Annotated in this window: 27 protein-coding genes; 2 read left to right on the top strand and 25 right to left on the bottom strand. The window is 40.0% G+C overall.

All coding sequences use genetic code 11. The features are described from left to right. Nucleotides 1-95: 95 nt before the first annotated feature. Nucleotides 96-695 (top strand): hypothetical protein, encoded by a 600-nt coding sequence (locus U3A58_RS02965; protein ID WP_323821897.1) that lies wholly within the window; start codon nt 96-98, stop codon nt 693-695. Between the two features lie 153 nt (nt 696-848). On the opposite strand, the gene moaA is transcribed toward U3A58_RS02965, so the two are convergent. The 13 genes from moaA to U3A58_RS03030 all read right to left on the bottom strand — a co-directional run bounded on the left by moaA (nt 849) and on the right by U3A58_RS03030 (nt 11,845). After that, nucleotides 849-1,862, bottom strand: coding sequence for a GTP 3',8-cyclase MoaA (gene moaA, locus U3A58_RS02970; protein WP_323821898.1), 1,014 nt, complete (start codon nt 1,860-1,862; stop codon nt 849-851). Continuing rightward, a complete protein-coding gene (moaCB, locus tag U3A58_RS02975) occupies nt 1,846-2,763 on the bottom strand; it encodes a bifunctional molybdenum cofactor biosynthesis protein MoaC/MoaB (protein WP_323821899.1) in 918 nt (305 codons plus the stop codon). Before moaCB ends, moaA begins: the two co-directional genes overlap by 17 nt. Nucleotides 2,764-2,928: 165 nt before the next feature. Then, nucleotides 2,929-3,357 carry a molybdenum cofactor biosynthesis protein MoaE gene (locus U3A58_RS02980; protein WP_323821900.1) on the bottom strand — a complete coding sequence of 143 codons (429 nt, stop codon included), beginning with the start codon at nt 3,355-3,357 and terminating at the stop codon, nt 2,929-2,931. Between the two features lie 95 nt (nt 3,358-3,452). Next, the gene (locus U3A58_RS02985) at nt 3,453-4,490 is read right to left on the bottom strand and encodes a HesA/MoeB/ThiF family protein (RefSeq protein ID WP_323821901.1); all 1,038 of its coding nucleotides are present in this window, start codon (nt 4,488-4,490) and stop codon (nt 3,453-3,455) included. 1 nt (nt 4,491) lies between these two features. Next, on the bottom strand, nt 4,492-4,728 hold the full coding sequence (locus U3A58_RS02990) for a MoaD/ThiS family protein (protein ID WP_323821902.1): 237 nt from the start codon (nt 4,726-4,728) through the stop codon (nt 4,492-4,494). 28 nt (nt 4,729-4,756) lie between these two features. Next, nucleotides 4,757-5,569 carry a uroporphyrinogen-III C-methyltransferase gene (gene cobA / locus U3A58_RS02995; RefSeq protein ID WP_323821903.1) on the bottom strand — a complete coding sequence of 271 codons (813 nt, stop codon included), beginning with the start codon at nt 5,567-5,569 and terminating at the stop codon, nt 4,757-4,759. 127 nt (nt 5,570-5,696) lie between these two features. Beyond that, entirely contained in the window at nt 5,697-6,281 is a 585-nt protein-coding gene (mobA, locus tag U3A58_RS03000) for a molybdenum cofactor guanylyltransferase (RefSeq protein ID WP_323821904.1), read from the bottom strand. A gap of 3 nt (nt 6,282-6,284) precedes the next feature. Further along, complete coding sequence (locus U3A58_RS03005; protein WP_323821905.1) at nt 6,285-7,037, bottom strand: sulfite exporter TauE/SafE family protein; 753 nt, start codon at nt 7,035-7,037, stop codon at nt 6,285-6,287. Nucleotide 7,038: 1 nt separating this feature from the next. Continuing rightward, complete coding sequence (locus tag U3A58_RS03010; RefSeq protein ID WP_323821906.1) at nt 7,039-8,214, bottom strand: molybdopterin molybdotransferase MoeA; 1,176 nt, start codon at nt 8,212-8,214, stop codon at nt 7,039-7,041. Between the two features lie 337 nt (nt 8,215-8,551). Beyond that, complete coding sequence (locus U3A58_RS03015) at nt 8,552-9,361, bottom strand: TPM domain-containing protein (RefSeq protein WP_323821907.1); 810 nt, start codon at nt 9,359-9,361, stop codon at nt 8,552-8,554. Then, nucleotides 9,339-9,776 carry a TPM domain-containing protein gene (locus U3A58_RS03020; RefSeq protein ID WP_323821908.1) on the bottom strand — a complete coding sequence of 146 codons (438 nt, stop codon included), beginning with the start codon at nt 9,774-9,776 and terminating at the stop codon, nt 9,339-9,341. Before U3A58_RS03020 ends, U3A58_RS03015 begins: the two co-directional genes overlap by 23 nt. Nucleotides 9,777-9,788: 12 nt before the next feature. Next, nucleotides 9,789-10,379, bottom strand: a complete 591-nt coding sequence (locus tag U3A58_RS03025) for a LemA family protein (protein ID WP_323821909.1) — start codon at nt 10,377-10,379, stop codon at nt 9,789-9,791. Nucleotides 10,380-10,591: 212 nt separating this feature from the next. Continuing rightward, complete coding sequence (locus U3A58_RS03030; RefSeq protein WP_323821910.1) at nt 10,592-11,845, bottom strand: aspartyl protease family protein; 1,254 nt, start codon at nt 11,843-11,845, stop codon at nt 10,592-10,594. A 211-nt stretch (nt 11,846-12,056) separates the two neighbouring features. On the opposite strand from U3A58_RS03030, the gene U3A58_RS03035 reads away from it, so the two are divergent. Continuing rightward, complete coding sequence (locus U3A58_RS03035) at nt 12,057-12,527, top strand: Fur family transcriptional regulator (protein ID WP_323821911.1); 471 nt, start codon at nt 12,057-12,059, stop codon at nt 12,525-12,527. On the opposite strand, the gene U3A58_RS03040 is transcribed toward U3A58_RS03035, so the two are convergent. From U3A58_RS03040 to U3A58_RS03095, 12 genes are all read right to left on the bottom strand, one after another. Beyond that, nucleotides 12,524-12,958, bottom strand: coding sequence for an SRPBCC family protein (locus tag U3A58_RS03040; RefSeq protein ID WP_323821913.1), 435 nt, complete (start codon nt 12,956-12,958; stop codon nt 12,524-12,526). The two genes, U3A58_RS03035 and U3A58_RS03040, sit on opposite strands and share 4 nt — an antisense overlap. Before the next feature lie 4 nt (nt 12,959-12,962). After that, on the bottom strand, nt 12,963-13,577 hold the full coding sequence (locus U3A58_RS03045) for a cytochrome c oxidase subunit 3 (protein WP_323821914.1): 615 nt from the start codon (nt 13,575-13,577) through the stop codon (nt 12,963-12,965). A 154-nt stretch (nt 13,578-13,731) separates the two neighbouring features. Then, nucleotides 13,732-14,841 carry a DUF4221 family protein gene (locus U3A58_RS03050; protein ID WP_323821915.1) on the bottom strand — a complete coding sequence of 370 codons (1,110 nt, stop codon included), beginning with the start codon at nt 14,839-14,841 and terminating at the stop codon, nt 13,732-13,734. A gap of 170 nt (nt 14,842-15,011) precedes the next feature. Beyond that, nucleotides 15,012-16,184: a DUF4221 family protein gene (locus tag U3A58_RS03055; protein WP_323821916.1), complete on the bottom strand. Its 1,173-nt coding sequence runs from the start codon at nt 16,182-16,184 to the stop codon at nt 15,012-15,014. A gap of 69 nt (nt 16,185-16,253) precedes the next feature. Beyond that, entirely contained in the window at nt 16,254-17,399 is a 1,146-nt protein-coding gene (locus U3A58_RS03060) for a DUF4221 family protein (protein ID WP_323821917.1), read from the bottom strand. Next, nucleotides 17,392-18,531, bottom strand: coding sequence for a DUF4221 family protein (locus U3A58_RS03065; RefSeq protein ID WP_323821918.1), 1,140 nt, complete (start codon nt 18,529-18,531; stop codon nt 17,392-17,394). The genes U3A58_RS03060 and U3A58_RS03065 overlap by 8 nt, the downstream gene beginning before the upstream one ends. Next, nucleotides 18,524-19,672: a DUF4221 family protein gene (locus U3A58_RS03070; RefSeq protein WP_323821919.1), complete on the bottom strand. Its 1,149-nt coding sequence runs from the start codon at nt 19,670-19,672 to the stop codon at nt 18,524-18,526. The genes U3A58_RS03065 and U3A58_RS03070 overlap by 8 nt, the downstream gene beginning before the upstream one ends. Then, nucleotides 19,665-20,831, bottom strand: coding sequence for a DUF4221 family protein (locus tag U3A58_RS03075; protein WP_323821920.1), 1,167 nt, complete (start codon nt 20,829-20,831; stop codon nt 19,665-19,667). The genes U3A58_RS03070 and U3A58_RS03075 overlap by 8 nt, the downstream gene beginning before the upstream one ends. Then, on the bottom strand, nt 20,824-21,972 hold the full coding sequence (locus tag U3A58_RS03080; RefSeq protein ID WP_323821921.1) for a DUF4221 family protein: 1,149 nt from the start codon (nt 21,970-21,972) through the stop codon (nt 20,824-20,826). The genes U3A58_RS03075 and U3A58_RS03080 overlap by 8 nt, the downstream gene beginning before the upstream one ends. A gap of 52 nt (nt 21,973-22,024) precedes the next feature. Beyond that, nucleotides 22,025-23,146 (bottom strand): DUF4221 family protein, encoded by a 1,122-nt coding sequence (locus U3A58_RS03085; protein WP_323821922.1) that lies wholly within the window; start codon nt 23,144-23,146, stop codon nt 22,025-22,027. 6 nt (nt 23,147-23,152) lie between these two features. After that, the gene (locus U3A58_RS03090; RefSeq protein WP_323821923.1) at nt 23,153-24,289 is read right to left on the bottom strand and encodes a DUF4221 family protein; all 1,137 of its coding nucleotides are present in this window, start codon (nt 24,287-24,289) and stop codon (nt 23,153-23,155) included. 10 nt (nt 24,290-24,299) lie between these two features. Next, on the bottom strand, nt 24,300-25,421 hold the full coding sequence (locus tag U3A58_RS03095; RefSeq protein WP_323821924.1) for a DUF4221 family protein: 1,122 nt from the start codon (nt 25,419-25,421) through the stop codon (nt 24,300-24,302). Nucleotides 25,422-25,424 lie beyond the last annotated feature (3 nt).

Here is a 25,424-nt window from a genome sequence, read left to right on the forward strand (position 1 = left end):
TTGCAATCCAACTCGCTGTGGAAGCGTTGACTGAACTCTATAATCTCCTGACCTCGAAAAATATCCATTTCTTGCATTTTTAACAGTATAAATATATGCAATTATATGGACACCTCTATAAACTCATTTCTGAAACTCTAGGGTTTGAGTTTTTTGACAGTTCTAATTTCGGTTATGATGTCAAAATTGAAAATCAAATTTCATATTCGGATAGCCATAGTTTCTTATGGCATTTGAAAGACTTATTTAATTTAAAAACTAGCGCGATGAAAAAAATTTCAATTTTGTCAATTTCTTTATTGACCGTAGGATTATTATTTGTGATCGTTTTAAACACAGAGGCACAATCTAATAACATCAAGAATGGCAACAGCCTTTTAGTTGAATTAAATGCAGATGAATCAATTAAGAGAATCGAGACTGTTTTTACAAATAGCTTAACTCTTGACAGCCTTGTTAGAGTCAAAAACGAGTTACAGAAGCTTGGAATTTCAGTTGATTACAAGGCTTTAGAGTTTGATGAAAATAATCGGTTGCTAAGCATTAGCTGTGATGTCAACTGTAACGATGGATTTAAAGGTAGTTTTGCAATAGGTATGTTAAATGCAGTCAACAAAAACAAAAGAATAGGATTCGTACGGGATTATTCAGCAACTGTAAAGTCTCCTTTTTGTACCGGAGGATGTGGACTCTAATGTAAAACCATCAAATAGCTTCTCTTGAATAAAGGATTTGTAGGACTCTTTCAATCACCCTCGTCTGTGTCTTCACAGACCGGAATATGTCTCCATAATGTCCTATGAGGACACAGGCCATGGACAGAGATACGAGCCTTAAGTAGTAAACCATCACCCTCCAATCGCAATCATACTCCGATTATCAGAATGCAAAGCAGGGTCTGATAATTTCTCCATACTGTCCATGCCGGCACGAACGGCTTTTTTCTTGAGGATAGATTCCAAAATCAAGGTTTCCACATCTTCACCTGCCCGCATAGCGGAAAGCAAATCACTTTCCTGATTGGAAAAAAGACAGTTTTTAATTCGACCATTTGCAGTTAGTCGGATTCGGTTGCAGGTTCCGCAGAAAGGATTGGTTACCGAAGAGATGATTCCGAAATCACCTCGGTAGCCTTCTATTTTGAATTTTCGAGCAGTAAAATTGTCCTCGTTTGGTAGAGATGAAATTCGCTCCGTTCCAAAGTGAGATCCAAGTTGTCCCAATACTTCCTTCTCAGAAACCATCTTAGATCTGTCCCAGCGATTGCCGTCAAAGGGCATAAATTCTATAAAGCGCACCGATACGTTGAAGTCTTTAGTCAGATTCACCAGATCAACCAATTCATCCTCATTGGTTCCTTTTACCAAAACAGTGTTGATCTTGAGATTGAAGCCCTCATCGTGCAAAAGTCGGAAATTATCGAGTGTTTTCTGGAAACCTGTTCTTCTCGTAATCTCAAAAAATCGATCTTCTCGCAAGGTGTCCAAACTGAAATTGATATTTTTAACACCCAATTTCTTGAAGTTATCCACATGCCTGTCGATCAGCAAACCATTGGTTGTCAGTGATAGATCTACTGGGAGTTTAGAGAGCCCTTCGAGGATATCCCCAATGTCTTTTCGAAGCAGAGGTTCTCCACCTGTAAGTCGGATTTTATTCACTCCCAGGCCCACAAAAATCCTAGCAAATTCCAATATTTCCTCAGCGCTCATTAGCGAAGCCTTCGGGCTTAGTGGAATTCCATCAGCAGGCATGCAATAGTTGCAGCGTAGATTGCACTTCTCTATCAGGGAGATCCTCAAGTAATTGTGAATCCGTCCAAAGGTGTCTTTTAGTTCTTGACTTTTAGCCGATTGGGTCATGATTCGCTCCTTTTAATATTTTAAATACATGCAATAAATGCGGGAAAACTGCATCCATTGATTCCTTTGCTCCATTGGTAGATCCTGGTAATGCCAAGACTATGCTATCACCTATCGTGCCTGCCACAGATCTGGAAAGCATCGCGAAGGGCATGATCTTCTGTCCATAGCTTCGGATCGCTTCCTCTACACCCGGCATTCTCCGTTCCAAAATTGGCTCCAATGCCTCAGGTGTTACGTCCCGTTGAGAAAGACCTGTTCCTCCTGTGAAAATTACCAATTGATGTTTCTCGGTAAGTTCAAAAGCCCGTGCCCGTATCAGTTCCAATTCATCTGGGATGACTTCATATGAGCTCACTTCCACTCCATGTAACTTCAACTTATCCACAATTGCTTTTCCTGCACGATCTTCTTTTATCTCCTTGGAAATGGAGTCCGAGCAAACTACAACCGCCGCCTGAATTTTAGTTGGCTTTATATCTTTAAAGCTGGATTTACCTCCAGTTTTCAGCACCAAACCGATTTCACGAATGGTAATTCCCTTATCTATAGGCTTAAGCATGTCATACATTGTAAGTGCTATCACCGATGCACCGTGCATTGCTTCCACTTCCACGCCGGTTTTATAGACTGTTTTCACCGTAATATAAATCTTGATCTCCAGCCCGTCTATCTCATATTCTACTGCGGTATATTCTACTGGAAGAGGATGACAATCAGGAATGGTGATATGTGTATTTTTCACTGCGAAAAGCCCTGCAACTTTCGCCATCTCAAACACATTTCCTTTTGGAACTCGATTTTCCACCACTGCTGCGATAGTTTCAGCAGAACTGACATGGACAATCGCCTGTGCTTTTGCAGTGCGAAGCGTAGTGACTTTATGTGTAATATCTACCATTTATTTATCTGATTATCTGAAATCATGCCTGTTTCCATATTTTCCTTGTCTACCTGGCTGGAAGACCGAAGACGGGTGACCGAAGTTACAGTGAGCTAATGTATACCCTTTAATAAGTCGCTTTTAGTCTTTTACTGGAGCTTTTTGCGGATTTACTAATTTCCTTCAACTATTTACTTTCCACTGATGCTCAGCATTGTCAAGGATTTCCTTTCCGAAAATCGGAACATGCTCTTTTACTTGATTGACTAGCCATTCAGTGGCTTCATATACTTGCTTTCTTCGCTTGGAGGAGACAAAGACAAAAATGCATATTTCTCCAACCTTCACTGTACCCAAACTATGGTAAATATGTAGGCAAGTCAAATCGAATTTCCCGAAAGCCGACTCACGGATTTCATGCAGTTTTTCATTGGCCATTTCCTCATAGGCGGTGTATTCTATAGCAATGACTTTTTGATCATCCACCTCATCTGCACGAACTTGACCTAGGAAAATATTATGTGCGCCGATGCTATGCTTGCTTTGATGCTTCGCAATAGAATCAGCTATATATTCAGGAGAAATTGCTCCTTCAAGAAATACTTTTTTCATGCGATTATTATTTTTTTTAAAAGTCACAACTTGTTCCATGATGAAGGAAACAGGATGGAATTCACACTAGACTAATTCACCGTTCCTATGGTAAATTAAGTTGTCTTGCTCATTTCATGTTCTATCAATTTCAAAATGTCTTTTGCCCCACCCCGGATGGATTTTACTTCAGAGAAACCTGCTTTTTTCAACAACCTTCCTGCTTTTATCGCTCTTCCGCCAGCCTGGCAAAACAGGGCGATTTCGCTGCCTTTATCCAATTCTCCCAATCTACTTTCTAATTCTGAAAGTGGGATTTTAAGACAAAAACCGGAAGGAATCTCGGGTTGCTCGCCAACTTCTCTCACATCAATAAGAATCCCTTTTTGCGAAAAAGCCGGTTCAGGAGTTATCAAATCAACTTTTTCAATCGTTGTTGTGGACGAAGATTCTAAGTGCTGATCGGCAAATTGGAAAATTTGCTGATCATTCGTTAGCGAATTATAAATCAGGAGTTGACCTGAAAGCACCTCTCCGATTCCCAGGATAATTTTAAGTGCTTCGTTTGCCTGAAGCATGCCGATAATCCCCACTGTTGTTCCTAAGACGCCAGCTTCTTCACAGTTCAAAATTACCTTGTCTTCTTTGGGAAAAAGGCTGATGTATGAAGGTCCTCCATTATAATTGAAAACCGAAACTTGTCCCTGAAATCTGTAGATAGACCCATAGATCATAGGCTTCTTAAAACTACCGCAAGCTAAATCCAATAGGTATCGAACTTCTAGGTTATCAGTGGCATCGATGATCAAATCATACCTTTGAACCAAGTTATCCACATTGTCTTCCGACAAAAACTCAGAAACTATCTCAATCTGAGTAGTAGAATTCATTCGCTGAAGCGCTTGCTTGGCTACTTCTACTTTCAGTTTTCCTATCGAACTCTCAGTATATAAAATTTGCCGATGAAGATTGCTTTCCTCCACGTGATCCCCGTCCACAATTCCGATTTTCCCTATTCCGGCAGCAACCAAATAAGGTAAAACTGCACAGCCCAAACCACCTGCACCTACGACCAACACGCTACTTGCTATTAGCTTATGCTGGCCCGAAGTTCCGATTCCCGGAAGGATGAGTTGTCGCTGGAATCTTTCCATATCAACCCCCTGCAAATGGTGGAAGTAGAGCAACTTCGTCCGATTCTGAAATATTCAAAGGCTGTTGCTTTGAGACGATTTTTCGATTCACAGCTACTTGGAAAGGGTATTGTCTAATTGCATATTTTGAATCCAGCATGTCTAGCAACTCTGCCAAACCCATTGATTTGTGGTCTAGTGTTTCAGAGTCACTTTGCACTGCTTCTGCGATATTTCCGAAATAGTTTACTGTAATCATAGCTTTAATTTAATACAGATAGCTCGAATTAATTACTAAACGGCAAGGTATTAAGGTTTTGGAAAATAAACTCGTCCTCCAAGACCCAGTCTTCCTTGAGTTGCTTTTTCACTCTTGCCAGATGCACCACCTCGCCAATAACAATGACTGCAGGAGTGCCAATTCCTTGACTCTGGCTGATATCCACGATATTTTGAATTGTGCCAACAACCTCCTTTTGCTCCATTTTGGTACCATTCTGGATGATAGCTATTGGCAAATCATGCTTTCCAAAAGAAGAATAAATTTCAGTGATCTCCTTTAGTTTGGCCATTCCCATCAACACCACAACTGTTGCTGATGATTGAGCTGCCAAAGAGAGATCTTTAGAAAGCTCTCGGTCACTAGTCGTTCCTGTGATTACCCAAAAACTCTCTGCAATGCCTCGGCTAGTTACAGGAATTCCCACCGAGGCCGGAACGGCAACACTGGACGAAATTCCCGGGATTACTTCAACTTCTACTCCATGCGCCAAAGCATACATTTCTTCTTCTTTTCCCCTGCCAAAAACAAATGGGTCTCCGCCTTTTACACGTACCACATGTCCAAATTCATTTGCATAGTCCACGATCAGCTCATTAATCTGTTCCTGAGTATGACTGTGCTTTCCTTTTCTTTTTCCCACGAAAACTAACAAAGCCCGGTTTGCATGCTTGAGAATATCCTCATTAACCAGGGAATCATAGAGCACAACGTCCGCGTTATTTAAGGCTTTCACCCCTTTAAGAGTAAGCAGCTCCGGATCGCCTGGCCCGGCACCTAGAAGGGTGACTTTTGGGGATTTTCCTGTGATGGTTTTCATTTGTTTACAATTTATTTTTTAAAGGCCACATAGCCTGTCCCGTCCCGATTGTTATCGGGATGGATTCGGGAGAATCTCGCATGGTCAATAAACATCCCTCTGTGTGTCGCTTTCGTCATGCTCGATTTCATTGATCTAGTAAGTTGAGTGAAAGTAATTCGGCTTTGCTATTGATATTCTGAACGAGTGATTTTTGGGTAGAATTAATTTTGATTTTGTCATGTGAGATCATATTCACGAGCGGGCAAAGTTTCAATTTATTTGCTGCAATGGCATCAGCGAAAGCTTCCAAGGATTCTTTTCTATAAACACCTATCAGTGGATAATCATTCTTTCCATCGCTGAGAAAGGTTACTAAGGATTCTTTTTCCTCTGATTCCATTGTCAGCATTCTAAGTAATTCCACGTTGATCTTTGGCACATCACAGCTGAGGATTAGATTTCGATGTGATTTGCTATGACTCAATGCTGTATAAATTCCGCCAACAGGGCCCTTATCTGCAAAAACATCTTCTATCATTGGCAAGCCTACCAAATTGTAGTCTCCGTTGCTGGTAACCAAAATAATATTGGAAGTAATCGGCATAATGGCCTCAATTATCCAACGGATAAAGGGTTTGCCTCTGTACAGAACCAAGCCTTTTTCCGTTTGCATCCGGACACTTTTCCCTCCACAGAGTATATAAGCAGCTATTTCTGTTGATTTTTCCATGGGCTAAATTGTCATCAATTTTATAAATGCAATGAATAGCACAATGGAAAGAATGTATTTCAAAGTTACATTGGAGAACTTTTTACTACCGTAAATTGCACCAAATGTCCCACCGACGACTGCAGCGGGAATGAGATAACTGGCTTCTATAGGGATTTCACCTCCACCCAGTACAAAGCCCAAGGCTCCGGAAAGGGAATTGACCCAGATAAATAAGGCGGACACTGCCGCTGCTTCCTTCAAATTTCCCCAACGTAGCAATAAAATCACCGGACTGAGAATAATGCCACCTCCTATACCGATCATTCCTGAGAAAAACCCTATTCCCAAACCAATCAACAAGGCTAAAGTAGTTTTCACCGGTTCATTTTGATCTGTACTAGTTTTGCCGAATACACCCAAGATTCTCAGGATGGCAATCAGAAGAAACACGCCAAGAATCTGTTTATAGAGTGTTGCATTGACGGTGATCATGCCTCCGGCAAAAGCTGCTGGGATCGATGTAATGGCAAAAGGATAAAAGAGGTTCCAGCGAAAATGCTTGGCTTGCCGGAAGAATACGAAGGAAATCCCTGCTACGAAAACATTCAAAATCAAAGCTGTAGGCTTCATTACCAGCAGCGGAACTCCCGCCAAAGCCATCATGGCGAGATAGCCACTGGCGCCACCGTGCCCTACACTGGCATACATAAATGCCACCACCGCCAATATTGCGGAGAAGATTACTATAAAAACCGGGTCATGAAAATCGATCATCCTAATTTCTATTTATTGGCAGGAAGTACACGGACTCGCCTGCTTCTAGTATCTCTCTATCCTCAGGAATCATCACTAATGCATTTCCCAAAGCATAAGAAATAAGCATACTGGAAGCTTGCTTTTCGAAAATTTCAATTTCTCCATTTTTTTCTGTTCCCAAAAGAAAAACGGTCTTCCCAGATTTATTATGCGTGCGATGCTTCAATATTCCTGTTTGTAAATCTAAGTTGAAAGCGGTGTTGCCAGACATGATTTTCAGCGCTGAAAGTGCGTAAATCAGAAAGCAGGTAAGGGAAGAGGCAGGATTTCCAGGTAAGGCAAAAACCAGCGTCTTTTCCCTCTTACCAAACCAAAGCGGTTTGCCTGGCTTTTGATTCACTTTGTAGAAAATCTCTTGGACATCATTTGCTTTTAACGCCTCATTGACGAAGTCGTAATCCCCTACAGAAATACCCCCGGAGAGCAGCAATAGATCACTTTCCAGTCCTAGGGCAATTGTTTTTTTGGTTGCTTCCAAATCATCCGCAACCTTTAGAATCCGAACTGAGTCAAATCCTCTTGACTTCAGCGCAGACTCCAGCATAACTGCATTGCTTTCGTAAATGCATCCGGGCTTCAGGTGACTTCCTGCCTCCTGTAGCTCATTGCCGGTTACGATAAGCGTGATTTTGGGTTTGTTAAAGACTAAAACCTCCATGATCCCAAAACCGGCCAAAAAACCAATTACGGATTCATTGATCTTTGTCCCGGCAGGCAATACATGATCACCAGCCTGCACTTGCTCGCCAATTTCGCGCACATTCGTGCGCCTTTCCGGCATATTCTGAATGGCTATTTTACTGCCTTTCACTTCCACGTGTTCCTGCATGATAACTGTATCAGCTTGATCTGGCACGCGAGCTCCAGTGAAGATGCGTATGGCCTGATTTTCACCAAGCGCAAACTCTAGTGCATCTCCTGCTTTGCATTCCCCGATGACTTCCAGCTCATTGATTTTTCCACTTCGAAAAGCATATCCATCCATTGCTGATTGCCGGAAAGAAGGCAGGCTGATCGGAGCTAAAATATCTTCTACCAGAAAACATCCATAGGCATCTTTGAGAGGTATTTTTACCTCAGGTAGCTGGTCTGTGTGAGTTTTAATTAAATCTAAAGCTTCAGAAACTGAAATCATTTTGTTGGGGAATCTTGGCTAAACTTATAAAAAATTACGTATAAATACTTACTTTTCTACGTATTTATTTACTAGACTTGGCTTTTAGTAGCTTTATTTGCTTCTATCAATGAAGCTCTGGTATTTTTGGCGCAAAAAAAAACGCTAATCAAAGCGTTTTTAATTTTTAAGACGTCGTTCGTATCTTCATAAGGCAACTCTTAATGAAACCAATTCATTTATGAGAAAGCAACTCCATGTGTTAGCTGCTTTATTCATCTCCTAACGAAAAAAAAGGGGTTATTTGACCTAGTGTTTAAGGCCTCTTCGGTCTTCGGTCACCTGGCTTCCAACTCATTTACCAGCCGCCACCAGCTCCGCCACCCCCGAAGCCACCGCCTCCGAAGCCACCGAATCCGCCGCCTCCTCCGCTGCCGCCACCAAATCCACCACCGCCGAAGCCGCCGGATGACCGGCCTCCGCCACCAAGCATTCCTGCCAGCATGATCGTAGTCCAGAGACCCACTCCTCCGCCTCTGCCACCCATGTGGTTATTATTGTCATTTCTATTTTTCAAAAGAGGAAGAACAACAAAGAGGAATATGAAGAACAGAACCATAAAGATTGCTCCACCACTATTACCCTTTGACTCTATGTCCTCGGCAGTGTATTCTCCTGATGCGAGCTTAAAAATCATATCCGTCGCCCCATTCAGCCCTTCGAAATAGGCTTCCTTTCGGAAATTGGGAAGAATCAGGTTCTCCACTATACGTTTTGCCAATGCATCAGGAACCGCGCCTTCCATGCCATAGCCGGTCGCAATAAAAACCTTGCGATCGTCCATTGCAGCTAGAATCAAGATGCCATTGTCATTGTCTCCTCCGCCAATACCCCATGCCTGGCCAAGTCGAAAAGCATAGTCAGAAATATCGTATTGACCTACAGATCGCATCATCACGATGGCTATCTGTGTGGAAGTGCTGTCGTTGTAAGCAACCAATTTGTTTTCCAACTGCGCCATTTCTGCCGATGAAAGCGTATTGGTGAAATCATTCACCAGCTTTGGTGGATTTGGCGCAGAAGGGAAGTCCTGAGCCTGAAGGCTAAGTGTGAAAAGTAATAAAAGGAATAAAAGGGGACGGATCTTATGATCCAAAAGAAATCTCATCAGGAAGTTCGTTTATGTCTGAATCACCCTGATACGGGAAATGCGCTCCAAGTTGCTCGCCGGCCATGTGAATACCGTCGATCAGACCTTGTGTAAATTGACCTTGCTTAAATAAGCCGGTCATATGTTCTTTTATTTGTTCCCAGAAATCCTCCGGAACTACTTCATTGATGCCTTGGTCTCCTAAAATCGCAAAGCGCTTATCGATTACGGCAAGGTAGAATAATACGCCATTCCGATCTTTAGTTTGATGCATTTTGAGGGTGTCAAACACCTTCACAGCTCGATCGAGAACCGCGCCCTTGCAGTGACTTTCTATGTGAACTTGGATTTCTCCAGAGGTGGAAATTTCAGCCGACCAAATCGCTTTGACTATAGCTTCCCGGTCAGCTTTTGAGAATAATTTCTCAGCCATGATGATATTGTGTTAAAACTGAACTGAAGGCGCATTTTCGGATCCTGCGGATGCCTCGAAGTAGCCTTTCTGCTCAAATCCGTACCAACCCGCAAAGATGTTGTTCGGGAAAGTGCGGAGATTTGAATTGTAATCCTGAACGGACTGATTGAAATTACGTCTGGCTACAGCGATTCTATTTTCTGTGCCCTCCAGCTGAGCTTGGAGTTCTAAGAAATTTTGATTTGCCTTTAGTTCTGGATAGCGCTCTACGCTTACCAATAATCTACTTAAAGCACCGCCTAGTTGATCTTGAGCACCTTGGAATTCGGCAAGTTTTTCAGGTGAAAGATTTGAGGCATCCACATTTACTGAGGTAGCCTTTGCACGTGCTTCAATCACGCCGGTCAAGGTCTCCTGTTCAAATTCGGCATAGCCTTTTACTGTATTGACCAAGTTGGGAATCAAGTCAGATCTACGTTGATATTGTGTCTCTACCTCTGCCCATTGGCCGTTGATCACTTCTTCTGTTTGCACAAAACTGTTATAAGTCCCAACTGCCTTGGTATAAATAAAAATACCGAGCACCAGAAGGATTCCAATAGGAATTAAGAATTTTTTCATGTGGTTATAATTTGTTTTTTAATGGTCACATGGAATCTCGCCTGGAGAATAATAATCCCTCCGCGTGACGCTTCAGTCCTGCTCGATTTCATGTTTTATTATTGATTTTAATGGCTAGATTACTCACGTGTATGAGAAAAAGAGGTTTGATTCTTTTCTTCTTTGATTCGCTCAAAATTACCGTTTTTATCTTAATTCAATCCAAAAAGCAGTTAAATCTGCTTCCTAAGGGTAAAGGTGAATGTGTGGTCTTTGTATTTAGTGAGATCATCTCCCTCATAGCGACGCACTTCTAGCACTATTTCCTTTCCTGGCTCCGATCTCAATAGCTTGTTGATCTCTCCAAGATCCCAAATGAAAGTAGGGACTTTGTTTATCGAAAGTATTTCGTCGAAAGCTTTTATCCCAACACGATCCGCCGGAGATCCTACCCGAATGTCAGAGACATAGATCCGGTTATCATCATTGGGAATCTTTTTAAGCGACATTCCACTCATGTCGAATTCAAAGGGTGCATAAAAATTTTGTGCCTTGCGCACCCACAAGCGATTTCTGGGATAATCAAAAATAAGTTTGGACCTCCCCAGTACCTCTGCTCCCAAACTCCCAAAACGGCCAGAATCTTTAATAACGTAGCTGAAAGGCGTTTCCTCAGGGTAGGAAGTAAGCACCTCATCCAATTTGAAGTTAGCAAATGTCATATAGTCAACACGACCTACGTAGCCGTACAAAACGCCCCCAAGGCTTTGCCCTAGGGCTGATTCGATAAAAAGTGGAGGCATGGTAATGGCATCGGAAGTCTCACGGTTCAGCAATAATCCATGATTTGCCCCAGTATCGATAAGTAGCTTAGGATAGATGAATGTGCCATCTTTTTGCCTCACTTTAGCATAGATATAGGGTTTATTATCTTCTATGGTCATTTCCAGTTTTCTGTATAATAGAGGTTTCCACTTTAGGGCATTAGACTTATAAAAGACTATTCTCCCTTGGTCATAATTGATTTTTATAGGATTAAACTTGAAAAATTCATAGCCTAAAATCCCATAGATTGGGACTCCGATGACGGATTCGAGTTCTAGAAATTCCCGCTCCAGCACCACTAAGCTTTGAAATATGCCTTCAACAGGCCCTAAATCAAAGTGATTGATAGGAGATACGGATGCCATTAAGTCATCACTTCCATCTGCTCCCACCAGCTTTATTCGCCGTGTATATTCTAGCCCCAAAGCATCACCAAGGGGTTTGCTAAACATAATATTAGAACGCACTCCCGTATCTACCAGGAAATTGATGGGAGTATTTCCATTGATCGAAACTGGAATAATGATCAAACTATTAGAAGCAATAAAGGGAATGTTGACCTTACGCTTATCTTCTTTCATGAAAAACCCAGGAACCTGGGCCGTGCATAGAATCGGCGCAGTGAGGAGAAAAACCAGAAAAGAGAAAATGCGTTTATTCATAGATTATTTAAAACACTGATGCTTCAAATAAGTTACTCTGATTTATGAAAATTATAAGGATTCTTACAAAAACTATCAGTTTCATCTATTCTGTTTACGGATTAAAAAGGTTTAGTTTTAATTAGATTGAAACCAAATTACTGAGTTTGGTCAATCATGTTTGTCAAAAAATGGAGAATGACTCATCTTTATTTTAAATTATTTCAATCCCATGGCAGACAAGGCCCTGATAGAAAAGGCTAAAAAAATCTTCGAGAATTTCCTCACAAAGCAAGGAAGTAGGAAAACCCCCGAGAGATTTTCAGTAATAGATGAATTATACTCTCTTCCGGAAGATGAGCATATGGATGTGGAAGGACTATTTCTCAGCATGAGAAATAAGGGTTATACTATTAGCCGGGCTACTATTTATAATACGCTAGACTTATTGGTAGAAAGTGGGCTGGCGGTAAAGCACCAGTTCAAAGACAAAGTAGCACTCTACGAGCAAGCATTGACCTACAAGCATCATGACCATCATGTATGCAATCAATGCCGAAAAATCAGGGAATTTTCTGATCCCAAAATCAACGAGATAAAAGAGGAAATAGGCAGGTCTTTCAGATCATCCATCAAAAGCCACTCACTCGTACTGTATGGGGATTGTGAGATAGATAACTGTGAGAATCTAGAGGTGATCTAAGCGAAAATCTTCTTGTAGATAGGTTTTCGGTATAAAAACTGTAAATAAATAACCGGAAACAAAAGCAAGGTAGCCAATCCAAAAGGTGCTGAAAACTCGATTTCATCTCGGATTATCGAATTATTTCTCTCTTTGATTATTCTATGTTTGTGTCGCCATTTTTTAAGGAAAAAAGGAAGTTTTGTTCCAATATCCACAAAGTAGTATTCTGTCTCGGTAGTTTGAGTCTCACTGATTTCACTGGTCCATTTTTGCTTAAACAGTAAGAAATTCAATTCCAATGAAACAATATCTCCAACCTCTGAACCGTCGAATCTCGCTAGTTTCACAGGTGGGAAGGGAGGGCTTAGCTTAGTGAAAAGCGTTTCATCAAAGCCGTTTTTAACGGATAAATAGTCTTGCTTAACCTTAGTGGCTAGATTGATTTTCATTTTTTCAAAAGCTAATGACAAATATGAGAAATAGAATCAGCCAAATCCCATCCATAAAATGCCAGTAAAAGGTAAATAAACGAACCCGCATTTTTTCAAATGGATTGGTGTGAAGGATTAACTTTTGAATTTCATCCTTTCTGCTTTTGTCGAGCTGGAAATACAAAATCAGCGCAAAAATCATCGCTCCCACGAGGTGGAAAATATGAATGCCACTCAGGACGTATAAAAAACTTCCGCTTGGAATGCCTGTGAATTCTATGCCTTTGGACTGCAATTCATACCATCCGATTACCTGCAAGACAGTAAATGCCAATCCTAGCACAACCGTATTTCGAAGTGAGCTAAGTAGTTTTCCCGTGTTTTCTTCCTGGTAAGCAATTCTGATGGATGTAGCCGAAAACCCACTCACAACCAATAAAAAAGTGGAAATCAGAAAGGCAATGGGTACCGTCTGATGCATTCCAGCAAGGAGATTTCGGGAGGAAAAGAGAAAAGCAAAAGTCAGGAACAAAAATATCAACCCACTCCCGATCATTCCCAAATAGAGGAGCGTTTCGTATGGATGAAGCCGTTCAATCCGCTGAAACAGGGTTAGTTGTTGCTTTAATTTTGTCATTACTCAGAAAACAGTCAAATGAGGCGAACGTTCAGAGAATTGTAAAAGAACTTGGGTTTATCGCTTCGAGATCACATTTCCTTTGAATCGAACTTTGATGTTTGTGTCTCACAAACATCGGCGGAATGACAGAACAAACGTGGGCTGAAGGATTTCACAATTCTTTCAAATCGAAATCAAACACGAAAAACTCGAGTTCTTCGGTTTCGCGATTGTGTACCCACAATTTCCCATTGCTGACGAAATAATCGAAAATTTTCCCCTGAAAATTTGATAGATCTTCCTCATGAATAAGCTTTAGATCTTCATCAAAAATGAATAAATACTGATATGGAATATCTTTGACGTCTTGACTTTCTGTCCATTTACTGGCAACCCTATAGTAACGCTTATTGCTAGCATCATAGACAAGTGATCGAAAGTTGATTTCTTTCCCTCGCTGATTAAACATTAGTTTAAAGCTTTCACTACCTGTTTCGACATTTTTTGGATAGTTCCCTGGCTTTCTTTTCTCTACCGACTTAAGGCTATAATCATGAAATATCCACGCCTCAGTTTTTGGATCAAGGGTGTATAAATCAATTCCATCTCCATGAAACACGGTGATTTCTCCATTCAAATAGACCGCATCTATCAGACTATTGTATTCCCCTCCATTTATAAGGACAACTAAATCATCTCTATACTTCATGCTGTCTAAGACGACTTCATGGTAGATTGAGTCATTCAAATCAATCCAGCCAAGCATTTGCTCTTGCTCGAAAGTACTGGTCATTCCAAACAGGTAGTTTTGATTAGGAGAAATGCGTAAGGATTGGAAGAACTTTTTTTCATCAGGAACATCAAACAGGTTATCAAGTTTATCTGAAAAGTAGATTAGACCCCCGTTTTCATCCAGTTTTACGAAGTTTCTGGGTACAACAAAAAAAACTGTTTGATCGGCTGCAGGCACATAGTCCTGAGGCATTGGTATTCCTTTCGGCCCCTCTTTGTCCATGTCAATGGTCGACACATACTCCTTATTAACCAAGTCTACCTTTTCTATAGCATGGGCTAAATTGTCATAGAAATAAAGAAAATGCTCATCAGGGGAAAGTCTAGGTTGTTGAAGTCCATAGCCTGCAAAAAACAAATGATTTCCCGCATCGATCTGAATGGTGTCTACTGAATATGAGAAATCATATGATGTAGTTTGTGTGCTGTTTTTCTCTGGATTACAGCTTAAAAGTGCTATTCCTAGAAGGAGGATTATATATCTATTCATTTTTGTATCAGTTTTTACTTGTCGCCGGATTTGATCGAGTCCCACAAACGGGATTCTGAGACCTTATTCTAAGAAGTTTTTCATGGATCGGAATATTGATGTTTGTGAGACACAAACATCGGCGGATAGACAGCACAAGTATTGGCGGGACGACAGCACAAACATCGCTGCTAGTCATTTTCGAAGCTTGGTTTTAGACGGATAAAAGCCAGCTCTTTTTCTTTTTTCAAAAATGAATAAATCGAACCATTATGTACAAAGGTCTTTCCCTCAAAGTATTTGCCCATAATCGGGATGCTGTTTTCAAGCTTTTGTTCGTGGATTTGATCAAGTTTTTCATCAAAAACAGTTAAGACATATACGTACCTAGGCTTCTGTGGGTCGCTTTTGTCCAGCTCGCGGCTATACCGGTAGAATCGTTGTGCAGCATGGTCTTTGACTAAAGGGCCAAATACTACTTCATCATTTTTACGCTTGACCCAGTACATATATAGGGGCTGGTTGGTAATATCCTTGCGGTAATTTCCAGATTTCTTGTCGGAAGTGATTCTACTATGAAATTCCTTATGAATTACTGTGTCATTTTCAGCTACATAATACCAGAGTTCGTTACTCGCTGATGTGGAAAGAATGATATCTGGACCATTCAGCAGCAAAAACTTCAATTCCGGAGAGCTGTTTCTCCTACCAATATCGTAATCTACCGTGATGGTATATTCCTTCAATTGATCCCAAAAGTCGATGGGAATAAGCTTTAGAGATCTGTCCACTAGATTTACTTTCGCAATCCCCAATACATTTCCTCCAATTTTGAAGTTGCCATAGAAGCTCGCCAGATAGGACCCATCTGTGGAGATCTCGCCGAGCCCATCTATTTCTGTATCGAAGGGAAGGCGATCTCCAGATAACTCCCGGTTAATGAGTTCATATGAGCCTATTTTCTTTCCGGAGGAATTAAGCTTGTGGATCACACGGTATTCTTTGAAATAGGTGTCTCCAAGGAGAGTTTTCTTGATCCCGAAAGGGAAGTATTGCTTCACACTATTTGGTCCATTGACTTGGTAGTGGATCACACTATCAAGCTTCAGGCTATCCATATTGATCACCTCTACACGACCGGATTCTGGGGTCAGGTTATAGAGACGTCCCTCATTCACAGCATAGTCAGACATATTAAGATCCATGTCCAGATAGATCCTGTCTTCGCCGGCATCGATGTGTACTGTGTCTAACACATAATTAAAGTAGGGGGAAACATTGGCTACTGGCAACTGTACTTCCACAGCTTTTTCTCCACAGGAGATAAACAATAGAAAAAGAACTAGGGCACAGGTTGGCTTCATTTTCTAAAAATTAGAATCAAAAATCCATAAAGCCAACTTATTTCGAATGTTCATAGTATTCAGAAGTTACTATACTTCGAATTTTGGTATTAGTCTGACAAAGGCGAGCTCGTCATCTATGTTGAGAAAGGTGTATAGCATCCCATCTTTAAAAAATGCTTCTGGCATGCTTCTAAAATTTTCGATTTTTAGCTCTTCAAGCATATTGAATTCTAAATCAAAAAATGTGAGGTAATAATCATTTGAGAACGTGTCATCACCATTATCTTTCCCTTCACTACTAAATCTCCAATAAAGGCTTTTTGCAGGATCAGAAATGAATGGGCCAAATTGTATTTGTTTATTCTTTTCTCCTGATGCATCGAATAATGCCTCTCTAGTAGTTACGTTGGTTGGGAAATTAAGAATTCGCGCATTTTCTGTGAGTTGGGAATTGAATGTATGGTGGCGCAAACTGTCAATTTCAATGTCATAAACGTAGACTTCATTGAATGCAGAATTGCTGATAAACAATTGGTTTTCTACAAACTGTGAAAAGAAACTTTCACCAGTAGACATAGTTCCTCCTCCTTCCATTTCTAATGCAATCTGAAATTTGTCCAAGTCGGCAAACATATCCAGCGGAACGAATTGTAGTTCTTTTGTTACTTTATCTAAAATTCCTAATCCCTTAGAAGAAACCGGATAACTATTCCCGGAAATTGGTGCTGCATAAGTTTTCCCATCACCAGTAAATAAGCCACGATGACTTAGCCTGCTCATTTCGCCTAGATCATATCCATTTAAATTCTTGGAGTCAAAATCAAACTTTTCAACTAATTCGCCTTTGGGAGTTATTTCGAAAATTGTATTAAAATCATAAAGCATAATGTTTCCATTATCCAGAACTTGCATCGAGGAGATATAACCTCCTCCCACACCATTTGGGCCTTCTTTTTCCAACTTTATTGCTTCTTTGAATTTCAGATTATCCAAGTCTACCACTTCTAAAAGTAAGTCTTGAGGATTAAGATTATAAAGGTATTTCCGGTCTTTGGAAACATCAGATAAACTCAAACCCCAGTTGAGGAAAAAGAAGTGATCCCCAGCATCCACCATCACCGTATCGACCGTGTAGGTGAAATCAAAGGCTTTTTCATTTCCTTCCTGAGATTCCTTCTTTGAAGAGCAGCTAAAAAGTAGTACGCCAAGAAATAGGTAGTTGCATTTATTCATAGTCATATTTTGGTGTCAATATTTCAAAAGCCATCTCGTCATCGATGTTGATAAATCGGTAGAAACTTCCATTACGCATAAAGGAAATTCCGAAATCTCCCATTTCTTCATGGATCAAATTCAGATCTTGATCAAAAATCGTCAGGACGCCTTTCCTCTCTACTTTTCCATCAGGTTTAGCTTCTTTCAAAAAGCTCACACGATAATAGTAGCCAGTTGTAGGATCGAAGTGAATCTCCCCGTACATAGGTTCCTTGTTTTTTTCTCCCATAGCCGAATTGAATTCTTCCATAGTTCCCACTTTCCGAGGATAATTCCCTGGCTTTTCTGCAGGCAATAATTCAGTTTCATAGGAGTACTCTCTTAAAGAATCCAGCTCCAAATCATAGACTGATATACCGTTCATAACTCCGTTAGAAATCAGGATTTTTGAGTCATTTAATATAAGATAGGATTGATCACCTGCTATGATAATACCTCCATTTTGTTCAAGGAGAAGCTTAAATTCGGTAAGCTTTTTTAAGGTGGGTAAATCCACCATTTTCAGCTTTTTGGTATTCAAATCCATGATGGCCAAACCATCTTGCTGTGGCTTTTCAGGAATATTCGAGGCAGTGTATATACCATAATAAGTGGAGCCATCGGGCGAAATTTTATCATTTCTAAATTCCAATACACCATTTTCCAATTGACTTAAGATCTCTTCATCCGTAGTCCATTTGATTTCTCTTTTGAGATTTCCGGAAGGGTCAAATCCCTTTATCTCTCGATAGACCGTGAAATAATAGTCTCCAGAATCCGTAACATTTATATCTCCTATTCCCATCTGACCTATTCCATTTGGGCCCTCTGGCTCTAATGCCAAAGAATCGGAGTACTCGAGTTTATCTAGGTCAACGATGTCCAGCCTGGAAAAAGGCCGGTTGAATAGGTAGAGTTTATTGGAGTCAGGAGATAAACTTGTTCCCATCAGCCCATTATTTAGGAAAAACAGTACCCCTTTTGAATCAATGTAAACGGTATCCAATTCGTAGGAAAAGGTGAAGTTTTTAGCTTCTATAGCGTCTGATTTCTTCTCTGAAGAGCAGCTTACCAAAACAATTGCGATTAGTGCGTATAGGTATTTATTCATGGGAAATTATTGGTTTTAGGCGCACGAAGGCAAGTTCATCCTCGATATTAATAAAGCTGTAAAGCATCCCATCTTTGAAGAATGGCTTTCTGAAACTATGGAAATTCTCTAATTCTTGCTCGTTGAGCATCTTAAAATCAGCATCAAAAAAAGTGGCGACCTGCTTGAAAACAACAGAATCCACAATCATACGGTCTTTGTCGGTACTCACTCTCCAAAAAATATTTTGCTCAGGCAATTTCAAGAACTCTTTAAAAGAAACTTGTTCGCTTTTTGCCTTCTCAGCATCAGTCCACTCTTTACTTGAGTGCACTTCGTTAGGGGAATTTCGAATTTTTTCGTTGTCAGTAAGGCTTGCTTTAAAACTGTAGTGAGAAAGGCTGTCAGAGCTGGTATTATAGCGATACACATCGTTATAAGCCGATGAGGAGATAATCAGACTATTGTCAATGAATCTCAGGTAAGTAGATTCCCCGGAAATAATACCAGGTGCATTTCCCTCTTGAAACATGATTTCAAATTGCTTAAGCTCTTCAAATAGTTTCAAAGGAATGTACTTAATCGAGTCAGTCTCTAACTCAATCACTACGATTCCTTTTGCTGGTGTTTTGTAATCAAAGTTGACTAGTGTGCTCGCGAGTAGTTTGCCGTCATCAGAAAGTACGCTGGTCCATCCAATTTTCTCTTCCTCTTTTTGATCGAAATTTTGAATTTTGATTTGATCAAGTTCTATGGTTTTAACAAGCTTACCCTGCTCAGTGACAATGTTGATTTTAAACTGACCAAACAAACTGATGTTGCCATTCTCCAAGACCTGAATTTTTTGATAATATTCACTTCCCACACCATCAGGACCTTCTTTTTCTAACTGAATTGTCTTTTTTAACTTGAGATCATCCAAGTCCACAATCTCCAGCAGGAACGTATTTGGATTTAGATTATAGAGCAGTTTCCTGTCAGGGGAAACATCAGCTAATTCCAAATCCTCGTTGAGAAAAAAGAAATGCTCCCCAGCATCTACCAGCACGGTATCCACGGTGTAGGAGAACTTAAAATCATCATTGTTTTCTGCCTCGGATTTCCTTTCTGAAGAGCAGCTTATAAAAGCTATTGCCAACAGTAAGTATAGGTATTTAGTCATGTTTAAAATTTGGTTTAAGCCTTACAAAGGCCAGTTCATCCTCGATATTCAAAAAGGTATAAATCATCCCCTTTCGGGCGAAGTACTTGTAGGGAAGCACGAAGTCTGAAGGCAGCAGTTCTTCGTGTAGTTGATTGAACTCTGGATCAAAGGCAGTTAGGACGGTTTTGTACTGGATTGTGTCTCCTTTCATATGATCCATTTCCTTGGCAAAGCGCCAATAGACGTCGTTATGCTTATCAAAAAAGAAGTGGCCATAGCTAACTTCTTTTTCATACTCTTTCATGATTTCGCTAAACTCTTCTTCTGAATCTGTCCGTTTTTGATAGTTTCCGGCAGCTTCTTTACTTGTGTATTTGCTAGAAAAACTTTTAGATGAAAGAGTGTCTGTTATGAAATTGTAAAAGAAAATCTTGTTTTGAGCAGTATTGGAATATAGCAAGGTGTCATTTCTCAATTGTAGATGGATACTTGCTAGTATGATATTCATGGGTTGATCTCCATTATAATAGAGCGCTGATTGATACTTATCCAAATCTTTAGATACATCCAAGGGTTTGTATTTTACAGCTCTGTTTTCTAAGTCAAATATTGCTACCCCTTCTGCAGAATCAAGTATTTTTTCACCACCAAAAAGCTTTACAAGCAGTTTCCCATCTTTGGACACTGTCTCACCAAATTGTATTTTTTTTCCTTCAGTCAGTTTCTCTCCTTCAAAATCCTGCTTAGCATAGTTTAGGGTTGATAGCTTGTTTCCTTCTTGATCAAAATGGTAAAATTCGTAATTATCAGATACATAAAAAGTATTATCAGGCACCATATAAACTTGGGAGATGTATTGATATTGAATAGCATTGGGTCCTTCCAAGCTCATAGGAATGATCCGTTCTAGGTTCAGATTCTCCAGATCTATAACTTCCAAGCCTATCGGGTTTCCGCCATTTTTGAAATTGTAGAAATACTTTTCATCAGCAGAAAGATCTGAAGTAAACAATTCCCAGTTTAAATGGACAAAACCATCCCCCGCATCGACTCGAACCGTGTCAATGGTGTAGGAGAAATCAATGGATGTAGCCTCCGTATTTTCAGCACCGTCTTTAGTGCCGCAACTGGCTAAAACTGCCAGAATAATCGGAGTAAATAGTTTGATTTTATTCATAAGTGGGTTTGATTCGGACGAAGCCAAGTTCGTCTTCCAGATTAATGTAAGAATAAAGCGAGCCGTCTTTGAAGAAAGTAAGCGAACCCATTTCAGAATAGTCCACTTTTTCCTCGTGCAGCTGCGTGAGATTTTGGTCAAAAATAGTTAGCACAATATTGTAGGTAGCTGAATCGCCAATCATGCGATCCAGAGTTGTACTGAATCTCCAGAATTTCTCATTCTGATCATCGTAATGGAACTTGAGAAAATTCACCTCCTTCACCTTTTCCAAAACGAGATCCATTAGCTCTCTCCGTGAGCCTGCAGTTTTCTGATAATTACCTTTCTTGGCATCATCTGTAAGCTCAGAGTGAAAAGACTTTTTCTCTACTGTGCCATCTGAAATGTTCACTACATAGATCTCATTATAAGTACTGGTAGATATCAGGATTTTTTCCTCAAATGGTACAAATAAAACTGTCTCTGTAGCGGAAATATTACTATTCCCATTGCTACTAAATACTATTTCAAATTTTTCGATTCTTTCAAAAATATCCAGTGGGACCTTTTTCAATTCCATAGAATTCAGATTGATCATTGCCAGCCCACTTTTTACGCTATTATCTTGTGCACCGTAAGCGCCAAAGTAGAAATCCTTATTATCTGACATAAATCCTTCAGGATAAATTATTTCCAGTTCTGACAGAGCATCTCCCTTCAATGAATCTGGCGTAAACCAATACCTGCTCATCTCATCTCGTGCTGCATTGAGTTTGATCATGTAGCTCCAGGTATTCAGGAAGAGTTCGCCACTGTCGGAGACATCCATCATAGGCATATATGAATTTGCAGCCCCTATCCCGGTAGGCCCTTCATTTTCGAGTTTAATGACTTCTTTATGGGTTAAATCATCCAGGTCAATTACTTCCAATTCAGGAACGGTGGGATTGAAGTTGTAAAGTGTTTTCTTGTCAGAGCTAAGGGATGAAGTATATAGATTGTTCGTCAGGTGAATAAAATGGTCAGCTCCAGGATTGACTTGGACGGTGTCTATTTCTACAGAAAAGCCTAGCTCCGTTGAATTAGTAGAATCGGAATCAGTTTTTTCCGAGCAGGAAGCGAGAATAATAAAGAGGAAAATTATCACTAATTTTTTCATGATAGATATTGTAATAAGTAGTTGGTGGGGTTAGAATTTATATCAGTTGGTTTCAAAAATCAAAAGTAAATACAGCGAAGCCCAACTCATCTTCGACATTGACATAAGACCAGAGCTTGCCGTCTTTGAAGAAAGAGAAATTGGGTCTGTTGAAATCCACCACTTCTTCATGAAGTTGATTCAGGTCTGAATCAAAAATGGTAATGACGTTTTTGAACGCAGCCGAATCTCCAATCATTCGGTCTAGATCAGTGGTGAATCTAAAGACCTTATCACTTTTGTCGTCATATAAGAAGTTCCCGAATTCAACTTGCTTTTGGGCTTCCTCTCTTATTTCCATCATTTCTTCAAAGCTATTTACGGTAGTCCTTTCACTTACTTTTTTAGCGTTCGCAGTAAGTTCAGAGTTGAAGACTTTGTGGGACAAAGAATCAGTCGTGAGGTCGAGAAGGAATGCTTCGTTGAAATTGTGTGATGAGATGATCAGCTTGTTCTTCAACTGGTTATAGCTCAGTGTTTCCCTGGTTTGAGATTGGAGATTACCATTTTCCATCCATGTTCGGACGTATTGGTTGCTTCGTTCAAATAGATCTAAAGGCACTTTTTTTAATTTTCGAGTGCTTAGCTCTACGATTGCTAATCCATTTTTAGCTTTTTGAAAATCCTCTGGTCCATAGGGAACAAACAAGAACTTGCCGTCTGTAGAAATATGGAAATCAGCATCCAAGGATTCATTAGCGTTTAACCCTTCAAATTTTTCTTTCGGGATAGTATAGGTCTTCAGAGAATCCAATTGAGCATTGAATTCTCTGACATCTACGAAACTTGTAAAAAAGAATTTCCTATCTGTAGAAATCAAAACACTACTTGGATCTCCTGTACCTAGTGGCCCTTCCTTTTCCATTTTGATTCGTCGATCTAGGTTCAGGTTTTCCAAATCGATGACTTCAAACTCAGGGATATCTGGATTGAAGTTGAAAAGCATTTTCTTATCTGGCGACATTGCAGCAGTGTTTAGCCATCTTTTCAGATAAATAATCCCATCTCCGGGATCTACCATGACCGTATCGATGGAATAAGAAAAGTCAAATTCGCTCTCTGTTGATCCATCAGGTTGTTTGCTGCAGGAAAGACAAATAATTAAGAGTAGAATAAGTAGAAATGTGTTTCTCATAGTTGTTTAAAAATTAAAAGTGAATACTGCGAACCCCAGATCATCTTCTACATTGACATAAGACCAGAGCTTGCCGTCTTTGAAGAAAGCATTGTAATCAATTCTATCTGTCAATTCGAGCTTTGTCTCTCCCATAAGATTTAAATCCCTGTCATAGGCTAGAAGAAAATATTCGTAGGTATATTTTTCTTCAGGGGTTTTAGGCATAAATACCTTTTGAGCAAGTCTTAAAAATATTTTCCTTTTCGGGTCCCAATTCAGCTTTTGATAATTAATCTGAGAATTCACTTTCGCCATTTCACTCATAAAACTTTCTACAGAACCTGGCTTATTCTCTATTTCCCCAGTCAGTCGATTTGGAATCACATGATGATCGATTTTTATAAACCTTGTCTCTTCAGTTTTAGGATCGAATTCATAAAAATCTCCCATCGCTGAGCATGAAATAAGGATTTTATCCTCATGCCGAGTCAGAAATACTTCTTGGGGAGATACCCTGAATGATCCATTTTCTTCGAGGGTAATGGAGTATTTTTCGACAATTTCCATTTCTGGAGTTTCAAATATTTTGGCGGAATCAGACTTCAAATCTATGCTTATAAATCCCAATGGTTCTGACCCTCTTTCCAAAGGCCAAGAATAGATTTTTTCGTTTTCCCAATCATAAAGACTATTGCCGTATAAGCTGAAGTGATTCCCGGCCAAATTTGCATCTATCCCCTTAGGCTTGATTTTTAGGTCCTCGATCTTTGTTCCACTTTGGTCATAAATTCCAAAACCTCCATTTCCTAATAATACGAGCTTACCATCCGTTCCTACTTCAATTTTTCCTACAAAACTCCCAATCCCATTGGGACCTTCTGCTTCAAATTCCGTTTTGCTGACCAAGTTTTTATTGTTCAAATCAACTTTCAGGAGTTTGGGGGGCATGTTTTCAAAATAATACAAGAACTCTTTGTCTGGAGATAAATCCAAGGATCGGATTCCCATTCCCAAATTGAAAATATCCTCTCCGGAATCCAGTACTACTGTATCTACGGAGAAGGTTAGATCTTCAAAAATATTAGAGGTAGAGGAACTTTCTTGTTTCTCAGAACAAGAAAAAAAGATTGCAATCAAAAATAAAATAGATAGATTTTTCATGATATTGGAGTTAAAAATCAAAAGTGAATACTGCAAAGCCCAGCTCATCTTCGACATTGACATAGGAGTAGAGTTTGCCGTCCTTGAAAAAAGGCATTTGCGGAACATTTGATAAACCTTCTAATCGGGTTTCTCCAATCAAATTGAATTCTCGATCATACACATACAGAAACACCTGGCTTGACTTTATTTGGAATGGACCATCCATTTGGGTTGGTTTTATTCCGATTCGGAAATAGATGGAGCGGGTTTTATCCCACATGAGCGATCCAAAATTTATCCCCATAAAATACCGGATCAACTCTTCCCGATACTCATCATCTGTTTCTACAATGTTTTTCAACTTGATATCATTTGCTACTGGGCTGAGCTGATGAACAAAGGAATGATAGGTCAAGGAATCAGTCTCCAAATCATAGCGATAAAATGCACTGCTGGACGGTGACAAAACTAAAATTTGGTCGTTGAGCTCCTTCAGGTACATGTCTTCAGCATATGCATAATGGGTAGAGTTACCAATCTTCAAGTCAAAAACCCAATCCATTTCTTTGATGGGGAAATTGGTGACTTCAAAAGTCTGCAAATCAATTTTTGCTAAAGTTCGGGGTTCATAATACCGAATCCCTGGAAGTGAAAAGAGGCTTCTTTGATCTTTGGAAAGGATAACAACATTGTCCAGCTCCTCCAACTCCGAAGTAATGGGAAGGGAAGACATAGAGTAATCTTTGAGCTTAACTCCTTCTTCATCGAAAATTCCCATGTTCCGATAAGAATTGATCAGGAATTTCCCTTCCCCGAGTGTTTGGGTAGATGAAACGACATCACTAATTCCATTTGGTCCTTCGACTTCAAAGTCGATGTCCTTTTCCCATTCCAGTTTATCCAAATTAATCTGCTGGATCTGTCTGAATTTCGAATTGAATAGAAAAAGGTACTTACCATCCTCAGAAACCGAAGAAGAGCGAGGACCCCTACTTAATTCAAAAAGTTTTTCTTTGGAATCCACCATGACTGTATCTACTGAATAGGTTAGATTATCGAGGATATTGTCGGATTCAGTTTTTTCGGAACTACCTTTTTCATTACAGGAAGCAAAGGCGATAAGGAATAGGGCAGGTAGTAGTTTTTTCATAGT

It is taken from the genome of Algoriphagus persicinus (assembly GCF_035156415.1).
Classification (GTDB): domain Bacteria; phylum Bacteroidota; class Bacteroidia; order Cytophagales; family Cyclobacteriaceae; genus Algoriphagus; species Algoriphagus persicinus.